At 64.5% G+C, this 15257-nt stretch carries 10 protein-coding genes, 1 tRNA gene and 1 pseudogene; 4 read left to right on the top strand and 8 right to left on the bottom strand.

Features of this window, described 5'->3' with window-relative positions:
• Nucleotides 1–464: 464 nt before the first annotated feature.
• Nucleotides 465–1482: pseudogene (locus tag J2R76_RS07565) on the top strand (DDE-type integrase/transposase/recombinase).
• A gap of 43 nt (nucleotides 1483–1525) precedes the next feature.
• Here the strand turns inward: J2R76_RS07565 and J2R76_RS07560 are convergent.
• The 3 genes from J2R76_RS07560 to J2R76_RS07550 all read right to left on the bottom strand — a co-directional run bounded on the left by J2R76_RS07560 (nucleotide 1526) and on the right by J2R76_RS07550 (nucleotide 5434).
• Nucleotides 1526–1601 (bottom strand) — tRNA-Lys (locus tag J2R76_RS07560).
• A 178-nt stretch (nucleotides 1602–1779) separates the two neighbouring features.
• Nucleotides 1780–4629, bottom strand: a complete 2850-nt coding sequence (locus tag J2R76_RS07555) for a glycosyltransferase (RefSeq protein WP_076828919.1) — start codon at nucleotides 4627–4629, stop codon at nucleotides 1780–1782.
• A 193-nt stretch (nucleotides 4630–4822) separates the two neighbouring features.
• Entirely contained in the window at nucleotides 4823–5434 is a 612-nt protein-coding gene (locus J2R76_RS07550; protein ID WP_057018479.1) for a hypothetical protein, read from the bottom strand.
• A 245-nt stretch (nucleotides 5435–5679) separates the two neighbouring features.
• On the opposite strand from J2R76_RS07550, the gene J2R76_RS07545 reads away from it, so the two are divergent.
• Nucleotides 5680–7308, top strand: a complete 1629-nt coding sequence (locus J2R76_RS07545; RefSeq protein WP_141341339.1) for a beta-(1-6) glucans synthase — start codon at nucleotides 5680–5682, stop codon at nucleotides 7306–7308.
• Here the strand turns inward: J2R76_RS07545 and J2R76_RS07540 are convergent.
• Nucleotides 7268–7648 carry a hypothetical protein gene (locus tag J2R76_RS07540; protein ID WP_016844836.1) on the bottom strand — a complete coding sequence of 127 codons (381 nt, stop codon included), beginning with the start codon at nucleotides 7646–7648 and terminating at the stop codon, nucleotides 7268–7270. The genes J2R76_RS07545 and J2R76_RS07540 overlap by 41 nt on opposite strands.
• Nucleotides 7649–7742: 94 nt before the next feature.
• Nucleotides 7743–9116: a hypothetical protein gene (locus J2R76_RS07535; RefSeq protein WP_141341337.1), complete on the bottom strand. Its 1374-nt coding sequence runs from the start codon at nucleotides 9114–9116 to the stop codon at nucleotides 7743–7745.
• Between the two features lie 183 nt (nucleotides 9117–9299).
• Between J2R76_RS07535 and glmU the strand changes: the two genes are divergently transcribed.
• Nucleotides 9300–10658 (top strand): bifunctional UDP-N-acetylglucosamine diphosphorylase/glucosamine-1-phosphate N-acetyltransferase GlmU, encoded by a 1359-nt coding sequence (gene glmU / locus J2R76_RS07530; protein WP_076828914.1) that lies wholly within the window; start codon nucleotides 9300–9302, stop codon nucleotides 10656–10658.
• Nucleotides 10659–10869: 211 nt separating this feature from the next.
• On the top strand, nucleotides 10870–11973 hold the full coding sequence (locus J2R76_RS07525) for an IS4 family transposase (protein WP_076824845.1): 1104 nt from the start codon (nucleotides 10870–10872) through the stop codon (nucleotides 11971–11973).
• 292 nt (nucleotides 11974–12265) lie between these two features.
• Here J2R76_RS07525 and J2R76_RS07520 read toward each other — a convergent pair whose 3' ends face one another.
• From J2R76_RS07520 to J2R76_RS07510, 3 genes are all read right to left on the bottom strand, one after another.
• A complete protein-coding gene (locus J2R76_RS07520) occupies nucleotides 12266–13849 on the bottom strand; it encodes a cation acetate symporter (protein WP_141341335.1) in 1584 nt (527 codons plus the stop codon).
• A 12-nt stretch (nucleotides 13850–13861) separates the two neighbouring features.
• A complete protein-coding gene (locus tag J2R76_RS07515) occupies nucleotides 13862–14176 on the bottom strand; it encodes a DUF485 domain-containing protein (RefSeq protein WP_141341333.1) in 315 nt (104 codons plus the stop codon).
• Nucleotides 14177–14253: 77 nt separating this feature from the next.
• Nucleotides 14254–15204: a LysR family transcriptional regulator gene (locus tag J2R76_RS07510; RefSeq protein ID WP_253623900.1), complete on the bottom strand. Its 951-nt coding sequence runs from the start codon at nucleotides 15202–15204 to the stop codon at nucleotides 14254–14256.
• Nucleotides 15205–15257 lie beyond the last annotated feature (53 nt).

The following is a 15257-nucleotide window of genomic DNA, read 5'->3' as shown; positions in this document are numbered from 1 at the left end:
GTCCTACGATATTCCAGCAGGTGGCCCGTAGGCATCGTGATCAGCGATTACGCTGCAACTTCCGTCCTCTCGAAAAAACAGGCCATTGCCTGCGACTTCCTTCCACCAACCCCGGCCAATCCGCGATCGACGCATACTCACCACGCCAAAGCGCCACGCGCTCATATCACCTTGGAATGGCTGCTCGGAGAACAAATCTTGATATCCCGGCACAGGCCAGGTGTGATCCAGCACATCCCACTCCGTGAGATTGCCTTCAAGCCAAGCATCGAAATGATCCCTGATTTTCGTTCCCGGAGGATTCGGAAACAGAGCATTGATGTAGGCTGTTCCGTCCGCATCCAACCTCGTGGGAAGAGCCTCGACGACCCTCCGCAGAAGCTCTGAGCGGCCCGAGACATAGGTGACATTTCGTACCGGACACATGGGTTACACTTTCCGCTTTTGTTCTGCGGGAGGTGTGGATGCCGTGGAAAGCGAGTTCGGTGATGGAAGAGCGCCTTCGCTTTGTCGCCCGTCTGCTGGACGGGGAGGCCATGACGGACGTCTGCCGGGAGTTCGGCGTGTCCCGCAAGACCGGCTACAAGATTTTCGATCGCTACAGGGAACAGGGCGCGGCGGCGCTATGCGATCGGTCGCGGCGACCGGTGCGCTATGCCAATCAGCTCCCCGAGCCAATCGAGGGCCTGATTGTTCGTCTCAAAGCCGAGAAACCGCACTGGGGCGCGCGCAAGATCCGTGAGCTCTTGGTCCGGCGGCTCGACGGCGATATCCGGGTTCCGGCCAAGAGCACCATCCATGCGGTTCTCGATCGCCATGGCCTGGTCAAGCGCGCAGGCGTGCCGCGCCACCGCGCGCGCGGCACGCCTCTGTCCGCGGGGGCCGGACCCAATGATCTGTGGTGCGCCGACTTCAAGGGCGAGTTCAAGCTCGGCAATGGCCGTTATTGCTACCCGCTGACCGTCACCGACCATGCCTCGCGCTTCCTGCTGTTGTGCGAAGCGCTCGATTCCACCCGCGAGGAGCCGGCCATTGCGGCCTTCGAGCGGTTGTTCCGTGAGCGCGGCATGCCGCGCGCCATTCGCTCCGACAATGGCGTGCCGTTTGCCAGTCCCAACGCCTTGTTCAATCTCTCAAAGCTCTCGGTGTGGTGGCTGCGGCTTGGCATTGCCATCGAACGCATCAAGCCCGGCCATCCGCAGCAGAACGGCCGTCACGAGCGCATGCACCTCACGCTCAAGCAGGAGACCACTCCACGATCGCGAGGTGCTCGTCACCGCCTGTGGACGGCTCTGCCTGCATCGCAAGCGCATCAACCTCTCCACCGTGCTGGCTGGACTAAAACTCGGCATCAAGGAGGTCGACGACGGCATTTGGCTCGTCAGCTTCATGCACTATGATTTGGGATACTTCGACCTGGAGCAGAAAACCCTGCAACCCCGCGACAACCCGTTCGGCACGAGGCTGTCACCCATGTCTTAGGTACGACCTGTTACCCATGTCTCCGGGCTGGACAGAATTTGTTTGGTGAGCGCGGAGGGACTCGAACCCTCGACCCCATGATTAAAAGTCACGTGCTCTACCGCCTGAGCTACGCGCTCACTCACCTGAACATTAGATCCGGACGCCAGCGGTGAACCGCTCCGGATCGTGCTCCAGCCCGCGCTGTGTAGGGGGCAGGGCCCATCGGGTCAATAGCCGACGGGCGCTCAATTGTGCACCGACGCGCCGGATTTGCTGTTCCGGCGCCTGTGCTTAGGGCCGCTTCTTGAAGTTGGCTCAGTTGTCGCGGCGGATTTCCGAGCCGACCGGCTGCGACGGGGCGGCGACCGAGGGCAGGCTGACCGGGCGCAACCCGATCAGTTCCGCGGTGCGGATCGCGCTGTTGCGCCAGAATGCGAACTCGTTGATCCGCGAATTCTCCAGGATTGCGATGGAGACCGCCGCCAGGAATGGCAGGCTCTGCAACACCAGGACGCCGGCGAAGATGTAGATCTCGCGCACCTGCTTGTAGCCGTTGGTGACGACAAGCACGACGGCGCCGATCAGCAGCAACACGCCGATCACGGCTTCCCAGAACGCCTGGAACTCGATCGACATCCGCGACAGGCCGCCCTTGGAGGTGCGGGCGAACGCAAGATGCTCGGTGATCAGGCCCTGCGCCACCGCGCGCGACACCGTCCACTGCACGCTCATCGCCGCGATCATGGCCCCTAACATCTGACCGGCCTTGATGTTCACGCGCAGCCGGTAGAGCGCGACGAAATGCACCAGCGAGACGATGAAGGAGGCGATGATCGGCAGCGTCAGAATCTTGTCGGGGATCGCGATGTCGGCGAAGGCAACGATCGGCACCCAGATCAGATTGAGGATCGCAACCACGACGCCGAGGCTTTCGGCGCCGAGCCAGTTCAGCCAGCCCAGCGAGAACTCGCGGCGCTGATCCGGCGTCAGCCGGCTGGCGCCGGGCAGGAAGCGCCGCCAGTGCTTCTTGACGATCTGGAAGCCGCCATAGGCCCAGCGATGGCGCTGCTTCTTGAAGGCCTCGTAGGTGTCGGGCAGCAGGCCTTCGCCGTAACGCACATTGGTGTAGTGCGTGAGCCAGCCCTGCTGCTGGATCGAGAGGCCGAGATCGGTGTCCTCGCAGATCGTGTCAGAGGACCAGCCGCCGGCCTTGTCCATCGCGGCGCGGCGGATCAGGCACATCGTGCCGTGCACGATGATGGCGTTGAACTCGTTGCGCTGGACCATGCCGATGTCGAAGAACCCGGCATATTCGCCGTTCATGATGTAGTGCATCAGCGAGCGATCGCCGTCGCGATGCTCCTGCGGCGCCTGCACGAGGCCGACGCGCGGATCGGCGAATGCCGGCACGAGATCCTTCAGCCAGTCCGGATGCACGACGTAGTCGGCATCGATGATGCCGATGATCTCGGCATCCGCCGCGGTGCGGTCCATCGCGATGCGCAGCGCACCGGCCTTGAAGCCCTGCACCTTCTCGGCATTGATGAACTTGAAGCGCTCGCCGAGCAGCCGGCAGTGATCCTGGATCGGCCGCCAGAAGTCGGGATCGGGCGTGTTGTTGATGATGCAGACGCACTCGAAGTTCGGATAGTCGAGCCGCGACACCGCATCGAGCGTCTGCTTCAGCATCTCGACCGGCTCGAAATAGGCCGGGATGTGGATCGAGACCTTCGGAAACTTGACGTTCTCGCCGATCGTGGCGGGCGCGAGCGGCGCGCTCTTGCCGATCAGCCGGCGCGGGCCGCGGCCGAACGCCACCGCCGCGATCTCCTCGATCCGCGCCATCGCGATCAGCACCAGCGGAACCAGCAGCACCAGGCCGAGGCTGAGCGCGAAGGCCGAGCCCCAGACGAAGTAGTGCGTCGTCCAGTACGAGAACACGGTCGCGACCCAGGCGCCGACGCCGTTGGCGGCCGCCGACAAGAGCAGCGCCTGCATCACGGTCGGCTGGTCCAGCCGCAGGATCGGTAGCGACATGAACAGGCCGACCAGGACGGCGACCAGCGCGATCTTCCAGTAGTTCGGATCGGTGACCGGACCGGTCCAGGCGAACTTTGGCTCGCGGTCGGCATTGAGGATGCCCCAGTAGGGTCCGACGCCGCCTTCGAAGAACTTCCAGGGCTGATCGATCGCCTCGACGATGTTGTAGTCCATGCCGATGGCTTCGGCGCGGGTGACGAAGTTGCGCAGCACGGTGGCCTGCTGGAACGGGCCGGGAACGGCGCTGCGCAGATTGTAGCCCTGGCTCGGCCAGCCGAATTCGGCAATCAGGATGCGTTTGCCGGGGAAGGAGTCGCGCAACAAATTGTAGCGGTCGACCGCCTGGTCCACCGCCTGCTTGTCGGTGAAGTTTTCCCAGTAGGGCAGCACGTGCGCGGCGACGAAGTCGGACGAGTTGGCGAGCTGCGGATGGTCGCGCCAGATGTTCCAGATTTCACCGGTCGTGACGGGGACGTTGACCGACTTCTTGACCCGCTGGATCACCTTGATCAGCCGGTGCACGTTGTTTTCGGCGACTGCCCACTTGATCGCTTCAGCGCGCTTGCTCAAGCCGCTGCTGCCGTTTTCATCCGGCTGCATTTCCGCGTCGTGAAGACGCTGCGCTTCCTCGCGAAGAATCCTCTCGGACTCCTCGGGCGGCACGCCGATCTCCGGAACCGAGCCGAGGTTTTCCAGCGGCACCTGCTCGCCGCGGAACACGGTTTCGTTGCCGACTACAATGCCGATGACGTTGCTGTTGCGCTTGGCCAGGTTGATCGCGGCTTCGATCTCACGGTTGTTGCGGTTGGCGTCCTTGTCGATCCACGCGCCAACCGTGACCTTCATGCCGAACTCGGCGGCGACCGGCGGCACCAGCTCGTTGCCTTCCGTCGACGAATAGAGGCGGACCGCTTTGGTGAGCGTGGACAGTTTTCGCAGGTCGGTGCGCACCTTCTCGGTGTCGGCGGCAACGTCTGCGACGGTGTGGCCTGACTCGAACGGAGCGTAGGACAGACTCGGCAGCGTGCCACGGAAATCGGGCGCCGACTGCTTCTCCTGGAAGAGACCCCACAGGGCGGCGTGGGCGGCGGTGACAAGCAACAGGACGGCGACGACGGCGCGCATCGCGGTTAAACCATACGGGGCCTGAGATTGAGGACTAAGCGAACCCGTCCCCTGGGTTCGACCAACACGACAGCGGAGGGAAAGATATCTCCGCCATCCGATTTAACAACTGGTGTGCCGCGATGGCGTTTTAAGGGCGCAAGCCGTTCCAGCCGCGAAAAAATCGCGGCCGGACCCCGGTCGCGGGATATGGCTATTTCGACGCCGGCGCAGGTGACGCCGACGGGGTCGGTGCAGGCGAGGGCGAGGCTGCCGGTGCCGGTGCGGCGGTGCCGGCCGTCGCCGGCGCCGGGGTGGGAGCAGCGGCGGCGGCCGCGGCCTGGGGCTGCGCGCCCGGATTGATCCAGCAGGCGTGGATGCGGCCGTCGAGGCTGCCGCGGACCTTGTCGTCGATCTGGGCGCCGAACCGGGTCAGGCAGCGGAACGCCGCCTGGACGTGGCCGCCGGGGCAGCCGAACCGGTCGTAGAGGTCGAGATGGCGGAACGCGGTATCGAGGTCGTCGTTCCACATCAAGCGGACGACGCGGCGGCCGAGCCAGACGCATTCCGGGTTGCCGGCCGGGCCGTTGATGGCCTGCTGGGCCTCGACGAACTCCTCGACCTTGCGCTGGTTGGCTTCCCGTGCGGCATTTGCGTTGGCGTCGGGCTGTCCAGGCTGCTGTTTCGCCTGATCCGGCGGATTCGGCGTGCCGCTCTGGGCGAACGCGCCGCCGGCCCCAATGAGGAGCGCAAGGCCCGTGACAAGGCCCGTTACGGCAAGATGGCGCAAAGTAGTGTTCTTCAACTCAAGCAGCCGTCGACGCATGTATTCCCCGATAATGTTCCTGCCCCCGCGGGATCATCCTAACGGCTCGCGTGATGCCGTCCAAATAGGTCTCCAGTGCGGCGGAGACTCTGGCGAAATCTGATGACTGGAATTTGGTATTTTGTCCAGCAAACTCACAACTTTATCGACCCAGCGCAAAACTGTCGCAGGACAACCATGGTATTGACCTAATCCCGCTCTTGGCAGATGGGCTGTGACCGGCTAATTCGACGGTCCCCCGGAGGATGGAACCGATTTCGCTTCGTACGCCGCTGGCGCTTCTCCTGATCTCGCTCGCCGTGATTGCATCCGTGTGGTGGTGGCTCGCCACGCCGATTACGCTCGTGCGCGCGCCGATCGATCCCGCTGCAAAGCTGCAATGCGTGTCCTATACGCCGTTCCGCGGCGCGCAGACGCCGCTTGATCCCACCACGCAGATTCCAGTCGAGCAGATCGAGCAGGATCTGACCGATCTCGCCAAGGTCACCGACTGCGTGCGCACCTATTCGATCGAGAACGGCCTCGACCAGGTCCCCGGCGTTGCGGCCAAGGTCGGGCTGAAGGTGATGCAAGGCATCTGGCTCAGCAGCAACCGCTTCAAGAATTTGCAGCAGATCGCGATCGCGGTGCGGCTCGCCAAGGAGTATCCCGGCGTCGTCACCTCGCTGATCGTCGGCAACGAGGTGCTGCTGCGCGGCGAGATGACCGCCACCGATCTTGCCGGCAACATCCGCGCAGTGAAGGCGGCGGCGGGCAATCTTCCCGTCACCTATGCCGACGTCTGGGAATACTGGGTGAAGAACCGCGAGATTTATGACGCGGTCGATTTCGTCACCATTCACATCCTGCCGTATTGGGAGGACATCCCGGTCAAGGCGAAGTACGCCGCGGCGCATGTCGACGATATCCGCAAGCGGATCGCGGTGACATTCCCGGGCAAGGAGATCCTGATCGGCGAGACCGGCTGGCCGAGCCAGGGGCGGATGCGGGAGGGCGCATTGCCGTCGCGCACCAACCAGGCGCGGGTGGTGTCCGAGATCCTCGACCTCGCCAAGCGCGAGGGCTTTCGGGTCAACCTGATCGAGGCCTACGACCAGCCCTGGAAGCGCAAGCTCGAGGGCACCGTCGGCGGCAATTGGGGCCTGTTCGATTCGGTCAAGCGGCAGGTGAAATATCCGCCCGGCGTTGCTATCACGAACTATCCGGACTGGAAGCTGCAGATGGCGGGCGGCATGGCGCTGTCCGTCGCCACATTCCTCGCGGCCTGGCTGACGCTGCGCCGCCGGCCCTGGACGCCGCGGCCGTCGGCCTGGATCGCGGTCGCCATTTCGGCCACGACGGCGGGGGCGCTGCTCGGGATTGCCGGCGACAAGATGTATTACGAGAGCTACGGCGTCGGCGGCTGGCTGCATTGGGGCGTGCTGCTCGCAGCGGGCATTGCCGCGCCGCTGCTGACGGCTCACGCGCTGATCGCCGGGCGGTCGCTGCCGACCTTCCTGGAGCTGGTCGGGCCGCGCGACTATCGCGGCAAGGGCGTGATCGGCGCGGCGCTGGCAATTGTGCTGATCATCACCACGGTGATTGCTGCCGAAACCGCGCTCGGCTTTACCTTCGATCCGCGCTACCGCGATTTCCCGTATGCCTCGCTGACCATGGCGGTGGTGCCATTCGCGCTCCTGACCATGCTCAACCGTCCGAAGGAAGGCATCCGGCCGCTCGCGGAATCCGTATTCGCCGGCCTGCTGGTGATCGCCGCCGGCTACACGATCTACAACGAGGGCACGATCAACTGGCAGTCGGACTGGACCTGCGTGATGTACCTCTTGCTCGCCGCTACGCTGTGGCGGGCGCGGGCCGCGCAAAACCCAGGATGAACAGCCCGATCGCGAGCCCCGACAGCACGACATTGTAGAGCACGATCCCGAGCCCCGCAGCGATCAAGCCGACGGTGAGCAGCACGATCGACGGCCGCGTCAGGTTGAGCACCGCGATTACCAGCGCGGTGATCCCGAACACCGAGTTCTTGAACAGTACGGTCGACAGCGCGCGAGCCTTGCAGAGCATGGTCTGCGCGCCGGCGTCGCAGGCCAGCGCAACGGGAGAGAACTCGATTGCCAGATAGCGCACGTAGAGCGCGTAGCCGACGGTGACGAAGCCCACGACCATCAGGAACTGGACCTGATAGGGGGAGAGGCGGAACGGAGGTTTTGTCATCGCGGCACTATGGTCGGGATCGGGTTGCGGGACAAGTTCGGTCGGAGCATCGAAATCGGTTGAAAATCCGGCCACAATCCCTTGGCTCACATGATTATTGGCTGTTCCGCCGGAATATCGAGGAGATCGTGGTCGGCTCCGGCTTCTTGTCCTCGGCGACCGGCTGCTGCTGCTGCTGCTGCGGCGGCGCGACGGCGCGCTTCGGCACGGCCCGGCGATGCGACGGCGCCGGCTTGGCTCCGGCGGCCGGCTCGTTGAGGGCCAGTCGCTGGCCGTCATAGATCGCCGTCTCGCAGGTCCGCTGCACCAGGCTGAGGCCCGCGCAGATCCTGGCTGCGGTGCCGGCGTCGTTCAGCGGTCCGGCCACCAGGCGCAACTGTATGCCGAGCCCGTTGCTGCTCTCCTTGATCACGATGATCGGCCGCAGCGCCGCCAGCGGCGCGTTGGCCTTCGACTTCAACAGGCCGCGCCACAGCGCGCGCAGTCCATTGACCGAGTTGGCCGTGCCGAGATCGACGCCGAACTCGGTGCGGTGGATCTGTGCCTGCGGCGCATCGTCCTCGGCGTCCGGATCCGCTGTGATCACCAGCGGAGGGATCGGTGCGACGGTGACATCGTTGGCGGTCGGCGGCTTGACGGTTTCGGTTGCCTTGTTCGCCGCAGGATCGAGCGATGCCAGGACCGGCTTGTCGACAAGCGGCTTGTCCGCGACCGGCACCGGCGCAGCGGGTGCATCCTCGGCGCCGGCCGCGGCGGCGCTCATTGGACTTGCGATCGATGCGGCCGTGGCGGAATTCGGCGGCGAATTGTCGGAGGCTGGCGGCTTCTCCGCGGCGGCCTGCGGCTTGGCGGGCGCGGACGCGGGTTTCTTGTCGGCCGTTGCCGGCTTTTCGGCCGCCGCAACCGGCTTCTCGATCGGCCCAGTCGCCTTGCTGTCGCCGGCTGTGGGCAGCTTGTCGATCGCCGCCGGCTTGTCCAATGCGACCGTCGGCATCGTTGCGACGGCGGCAACGGTTGGCGCGGAGGCGGCGGGCGACGAACTGGCGGTTGCGGGCGAGGTACCGGGCGCTGCCAAGGGCGATGGTGCCGGCGGCTGCCTGGCGATCGCGCCGGTCACGGAGTCGAGGCCCTGCTCCAGCGTGGTGACGCGCGAATACAGCCGGTCGCGGTCGCCGTTGAGCGTATCGATCGCAGACGCCAGCCGGCGCGTCTCGTTGTGGCTCTCCTTCGCCAGCGTCTGCAACTGCTGGGCCTGTCGCGCGAGGTCCGCTGCGGCAACTTGGTCGCGCCGCAGCGTCAACGCCGACTGGTTGGCCATCACCGCGACGGTGACGGCGCCGACCGCGGCAACGCCCCACGAGCCGAGCCGCCACAGCATGCGGCGATCCAGAGCATCCTCCTCGGCCAAAAAGCCGGTGGTGCTCTCGGTGTCGAATTCCGCCGCCAGATTGTCGCGATCTTTGGCCAAAGCCCGCTTGGCCCTCCTCAAGGCCCGCCGAATCACGAGGCAAAGATTAACAGGAAATGGACCGGGAACTTGAATCCGGAGCGCCACGGAGGCGAATCGGTTTCTTCTGCCGGGGAAAACAATTAAAGACGGCCTCGAAGACAGCTTTGCGCAGCGAACTGCGCGCGACATCGAGGATTGCGAATGACTGCGCGAACGAGCCTGACAGTGGTTCTTGCGGCCGGTGAGGGCACGCGGATGCGCTCGTCGCTGCCGAAGGTGCTGCACCCCGTGGCCGGGCAGCCGCTGCTGGCGCACGTGCTCAACGCCGCGGCCTCCGGCGAGGGGTCGCAGCTGGCGGTCGTGATCGGCCCGGACCACGAGGCGGTCGCCAACGAGGTGCGTCGGGTGCGGCCCGACGCACAGACCTTCGTGCAGCGCGAGCGGCTCGGCACCGCGCATGCGGTGCTGGCGGCGCGCGAGGCGATCGCCCGCAGCGCCGACGACCTCTTGATCGCATTCGGCGACACGCCGCTGATCTCGGCCGAGACCTTCGCCCGCATGCGCGCGCCGCTGCGCGACGGCGCGGCGCTTGCGGTGCTCGGCTTCCATGCCGCAGACCCGACCGGCTACGGCCGCCTGGTGGTCGAGAACGGCAAGCTGGTTGCGATCCGCGAGCAGGCCGATGCCAGTGCCGAAGAGCGCAAGATCACGCTGTGCAATGCCGGCGTGATGGCGTTCGACGGCAGGAAGGCGCTCGCGATCATCGAGAAGATCGGCAATGCCAATGCCAAGGGCGAATATTATCTGACCGATGCCGTCGGCATTGTCAGGGAACTCGGACTGGAGGCCGTCGTGATCGAGACCAGCGAAGACGAAGTGCGCGGCATCAACACCAAGGCGCAGCTCGCCGAGGCCGAGGCCGTGATGCAGGCGCGGCTGCGCAACCAGGCGCTCGAGGCCGGCGTGACCCTGATCGCGCCGGAGACGGTCTATCTCGCCGCTGACACCAAATTCGGCAAGGACGTCACGATCGAGCCGTTCGTGGTGATCGGACCCGGCGTTTCGATCGACGACGGCGCCGTGATCCATTCCTTCTCGCACATCACCCAAGCCACGATCGGCAAGAAGGTGGAGCTCGGACCCTACGCGCGGCTGCGGCCCGGCACCTCGCTCGGCGACGGCGTGAAGATCGGCAATTTCGTCGAGACCAAGGGTTCGAGGCTGGAGGCCGGCGTCAAGGTCAACCATCTCTCCTACGTCGGCGACGCCCATGTCGGTGCCAATTCCAACCTCGGTGCCGGCACCATCACCTGCAACTATGACGGCTTCCTCAAGCACAAGACGCTGATCGGCGAGGGCGCCTTCATCGGCACCAATACGTCGCTGGTCGCGCCGGTCACGATCGGCAAGGGCGCCTATATCGGCTCGGGCTCCGTGATCACCAGGGATGTTCCCGACGATGCGATGGCGCTCGAGCGCAGCGAGCAGTCCATCCGCGAAGGCGGCGCCGCGCGCTACCGAACGGCGAAGCTGAAGGAGAAGGCGGCGAAGGGGAAGTGATCTTCTCGCGACATATTTGCGAGCCTGTCTCGACCATAAAATGTCATCCCGGCGAAAGCCGGGATCCATATTCCGCGGCGGAAGTTGGGGACAGGACTCGTCGTTCCAGCATCGTGAAGCAATGACCGTCGGTGGTTATGGGTCCCGGCTTTCGCCCAAAGGCGCTAAAATAGGATTTGCGCCTTGGATTCGCTTGTGATTCCAAGATGGAATGGCACACGAATCGCTTGTGAACAAAGATTGGGCGCGCGTTGTCGCCCGACTTGGCGGAGCCGAGGCTCTGAACATTAGCGCGCGCAAGACGAAGGCGTTTGTCCGTCCGCGGGAGATCAGCAATGCGGTCGACTTGCTGCGCCTGATCTTGGCTTATTGCCTTGGTGAGAAAGGGCTGCGGTTGACGGCGGCATGGGCCACGTCGGTTGGGCTTGTCGATATCTCCAACGTGGCTCTGTTGTATCGCTTACGTCAGTGCGGAGATTGGCTGGCAATCTTGGTCGAGCAGGCGCTTGCCGCCGCGGCGCCGAAGGCGAGCCGCGGTCGTCTGATCCGTATTGTTGACGCCACGACGGTCCCCAAGGCTGGGACGAGCGGCAGGAACAAGAACGCAGTGTGGCGTATCCATAGCGCGTTCGATCTTCCGCAGGAGCGCTTTGGTCACTTCGAACTGACCGATCAGCGAGCGGGCGAGACGCTGGATCGGATACCGGCGGTTGCCGGTGAGATCCGTCTTGCCGATCGCGCCTATCTGCAACCGGAGCGCATGGCGCATCTCGTCGATGCCGATGCGGACTTCGTGATCCGGGCCGGCTGGAAGAGCGCGCGCTGGCTCGATGCCGAAGGTAATCTTGTTGACCTCACTGCCGAACTGCGCAACGCCTCGGCGCGTGGCCTGATCGATCGGCCGATTTGGATAAAGCGCAAGTCAGGTGCGCCGCCGCTCGCAGTGCGTCTGGTTGCCGCGAAGAAGCCGGCGCAAGCTGCTGCGGCTGCGCGACGCAAGGCGCGCCGGACTGCACAAAAGGGAGGTCATCAGCTCTCCAGGCAAACACTTGACGCCGCAGATTGGGTGATCCTGGTGACCTCACTCAGGCCAGAGGACTTCACGACTGCAGATATCCTCGCCCTCTATCGGCTGCGATGGCGCATTGAGCTCGGCTTCAAGCGGCTGAAAAGCCTGATTGGCCTGAAGGGACCTCCCGGAACCGACGAGCGGTCCGCCAGACCCCATATCCTCGCTCATCTGCTGATCATTCTATTGCTCGAGCCGCTCGTCGACGAACTCGAAGACTCTCCCCGCTTGGCCGACGCCGCCTGACCCACCCAGTGACGTGGCGTCTGCTGCGCCAGCTCGTCGCTTCGCTACGGCAAGCGATCATTCCACAGCCCGCAATCGCTCTACTCTGCAGAGCCAGTCACGCTCTCCGGCGACATCTACGCGAGCCACCCAGACATAAGCGCCACTATCAGACTATGATCAAACTATCTTAGCGCCTATGGGCTTTCGCCGGGACGACACTGTATGTGTTGCGCGATCTGTGAGTCACATATGCGCATCGGGTGACGGGGTTCGCAACGGGCTGATCGCAACGTCGATCGGTTGACCCGGTTCATGCCGCATTCTTCGCCTGGCGCGGCTCGTCGGTGTTCGGCTCTACCGGTCCGAGCAGGATGCGCCGCTGCATCTGGTCGAAGGCGAGGTTTGCGTTCTTCTCCCGTGTCACCAGCGACAGCAGGATCGCGACCGCAAAGGATAGCGGCATGCTGATGATCGCGGGATTGCGCAGCGACACGAACCACCATTGATGCTCGACCGCGGCGAGCGGCTTGCCGAGAATGTCGACCTGGATGGTCGGGGACAGATAGATCAGCACCAGCGAGCTCAGTGTGCCGACGAGGATGCTCGCCACGGCAGCAGGCGTCGTGAAGCGGCGCCAGGTGATGGCGAGCACGAGCGAAGGGAAGTTGGCGGCGCAGGCGATCGAGAACGCAAGTCCCGCCATGAACGCGACGTTCTGGCCTTCGAACGCGATGCCCAGGCCGATGGCGAGGATGGAAATCAGAACCGTCGCGACCCGCGCGACCTTGAGCTGCTCGGCTTCCGAAGCGGTGCCGCTCCTGATCACATTGGTCCAGACGTCGTGGCAGAGCGTGGCGACGCCCGACAGCGTCAGCCCCGCGACGACGGCAAGCATGGTCGCGAACGCGACCGCGCAGATGAAGCCGAAGAACGCGTTGCCGCCGACGGTGAGTGCGAGCAGGGGCGCTGCCATGTTGCCGCCGCCGCCGGCCTTGGCCACCGCCTCGGCGCCGACCAGCACCATGGCGCCGAAGCCGATGATGAAGACCATGAGATGAAAGACGCCGATCAGGCCGGTGGCATAGAGGATCGACAGCCGTGCGGCTTTGGAATCCTTCACCGTGTAGGCCCGCATCAGCACATGCGGCATCGCGGCGGTTCCGAACATCAGGCCGAGCCCGAGCGAGATGGCATCCCATTGACCCGAGACCACCTTCGATCCCGGCTGCAGCACCTTGGTGCCGTATTTCTCGGATGCCGCGGCGAACAGCTTCAGCGGGTTCATGTCGAAATGGGTCAACACGAGGAGGGCGAGCAGGATGCCGCCGCCCATCAGCAGCACAGCCTTGACCACCTGCACCCAGGTCGTCGCCAACATGCCGCCGAACAGCACATAGACCAGCATGACGCTGCCGACGACGACGACCGACCAGGTGTAGGGCAGGCCGAACAGCAGCTTGATCAGCGATCCCGTCGCGACCATCTGGGCGATCAGGTAGAACAGGATCACGGCAAGTGTACCGATGGCGCCGGCGAGGCGCACCGGGCGCTGGCGCAGGCGATAGGCCACGACGTCGGCGAAGGTGAAACGGCCGACATTGCGCAATGGCTCGACGATCAGGAACAGAATGATCGGCCAGCCGACCAGCCACCCGATCGAATAGATCATGCCGTCGAAGCCGTTCGAGGTGACGATGCCGGCAATTCCGAGCAGGGCCGCGGCGCTCAGGAAGTCTCCCGCGAGTGCCCAGCCGTTCTGCCACGGCGTGACCTGGCCGCCGGCGGCAAAGAAGTGCTCGGTGGTGCGCGTGCGCCGCGCAGCCCAATAGGTGATCGCCAGCGTCAACGCCATGAAGGCGAAGAAGAACCCGATCGAAAGCGTGCTGCTGCCCATTTGCCTGTCCCCTTAGCGAAGCTCGCGAACGCCTGCGTCGAACACCCGGTTCGCCCACAGCACGTAGACCAGGCAGAGCACGAAGGAAGAGATGATGACGAGCGGGCCGAGCACAATGCAAAGCGACAGGCCGGGCATCAGAATGGTGCCGAGCAGCGGCTTGTCGAACGCGAAAAGCCCCATGAAGCCGAAATAGATCACGATCATCGCAACGCTCAGAACGAGCGCGACTGTCAGCCGCTTCTTGGCCAGTTTCTCGGCCTGCTTCTTGGCCAATGCGCCGCCGTTCGGCGCCGGATCGGCATTGCCGGGAATAACCACGTTCATATCGGCTCCCTCAAAAACTCAGCGCGCTCTGCTTGCGCCAATCGAACGAGCTTCAGCCGGGGGCTGACGGAAGGGAATTATGGATTTTTGCAATCTGCTGTGCGCGGCTGCGGCACGACATCGGCCAGCGTGACCTGCATGTCGGGATCCTGCTTCAGGGTATTTTTCAGGAAGGCGCGGACGGCGCGGATGCGCGGGGCGAATTGCAGGTCGCTGTGGACGTTGAGCCAGACCTCGCGAACGGTGCCGGTGAGAGCGGGCAGCACCGGTATCAGGTCGGGCCGGTCCCTTGTGGCAAAGCTCGGCAGCATCACGATGCCGAGGCCGCCCGCCGCGGCGTTCATCTGCGCGATCATGCTGTTGGAGTGGAAGGCGATTTTCGGCTCTTCGATGACATCGGCGAGCCAGCGCACCGAGTCGACCTGGATCAGGTCCTCGATATAGGACACGAACCAATGATCCTGCAGGTCGCGCAGGCTTGCGGGCATCCCGTGGTGGTCGAGATAGTCCTGGCTCGCGAATAGCCCGAGCCGAAACTTGCCGATGCGCTCCGAGATCAGGCCCGGACCGGGCGGCCGGAAGAAGGACACGAACAGATCGGCCTCGCGCTTATGAACGTAGACCGTCTGGGCGGACGTGACGAGTTCGACGGTGAGCTGTGGCGCGGTGCGTCGCAGCTTGGCAAAGCGTTGCGCCAGATAGAGCGAGGCGATCCCCTCCATGGTGGCGAGCCGCACGGTCCCGACGAGCTCCTGGGTGTCGCTGGCGCTGGCCTCCTCGCGGATCGCGATCACCGCGCTCTCGACCCGCTCGGCATGGCGCAACAGCCGCTCGCCGACTTCGTTCAGCTTGAGCCCGGTGCGGTGGCGTTCGAACACCGCAACCCCGAGCGAAGCTTCCATCTGGGCGATGCGCCGGCTGACGGTGGAATGGTCGAGCCGCAGCCGCTTTGCCGTTTGGCTCAAATTCCCGGCGCGGGCGGCGCAGAGAAACACCCGCAGATCGTCCCAGTTGATCGTGTCGAACATCACCTGCCTCCCGGTTGCGGCCGTTGAAATTGCGGCCCTTGTCAGCAAAGCAA

Source organism: Bradyrhizobium sp. USDA 4532 (genome assembly GCF_024171315.1).
Taxonomy (GTDB): Bacteria; Pseudomonadota; Alphaproteobacteria; order Rhizobiales; family Xanthobacteraceae; genus Bradyrhizobium; species Bradyrhizobium australafricanum.
This window is presented reverse-complemented; position numbering and strand designations above follow the sequence as displayed.

What these genes read in the sequence shown, in the direction of transcription:
- J2R76_RS07525 (WP_076824845.1), top strand. Translation starts at nt 10,870, where the DNA reads ATGGCACACGAATCGCTTGTGAACAAAGATTGGGCGCGCGTTGTCGCC.
- J2R76_RS07545 (WP_141341339.1), top strand. Translation starts at nt 5,680, where the DNA reads ATGGAACCGATTTCGCTTCGTACGCCGCTGGCGCTTCTCCTGATCTCG.
- J2R76_RS07520 (WP_141341335.1), bottom strand. Translation starts at nt 13,849, where the DNA reads ATGGGCAGCAGCACGCTTTCGATCGGGTTCTTCTTCGCCTTCATGGCG.
- J2R76_RS07540 (WP_016844836.1), bottom strand. Translation starts at nt 7,648, where the DNA reads ATGACAAAACCTCCGTTCCGCCTCTCCCCCTATCAGGTCCAGTTCCTG.
- J2R76_RS07515 (WP_141341333.1), bottom strand. Translation starts at nt 14,176, where the DNA reads ATGAACGTGGTTATTCCCGGCAATGCCGATCCGGCGCCGAACGGCGGC.
- J2R76_RS07555 (WP_076828919.1), bottom strand. Translation starts at nt 4,629, where the DNA reads ATGCGCGCCGTCGTCGCCGTCCTGTTGCTTGTCACCGCCGCCCACGCC.
- J2R76_RS07550 (WP_057018479.1), bottom strand. Translation starts at nt 5,434, where the DNA reads ATGCGTCGACGGCTGCTTGAGTTGAAGAACACTACTTTGCGCCATCTT.
- J2R76_RS07510 (WP_253623900.1), bottom strand. Translation starts at nt 15,204, where the DNA reads ATGTTCGACACGATCAACTGGGACGATCTGCGGGTGTTTCTCTGCGCC.
- glmU (WP_076828914.1), top strand. Translation starts at nt 9,300, where the DNA reads ATGACTGCGCGAACGAGCCTGACAGTGGTTCTTGCGGCCGGTGAGGGC.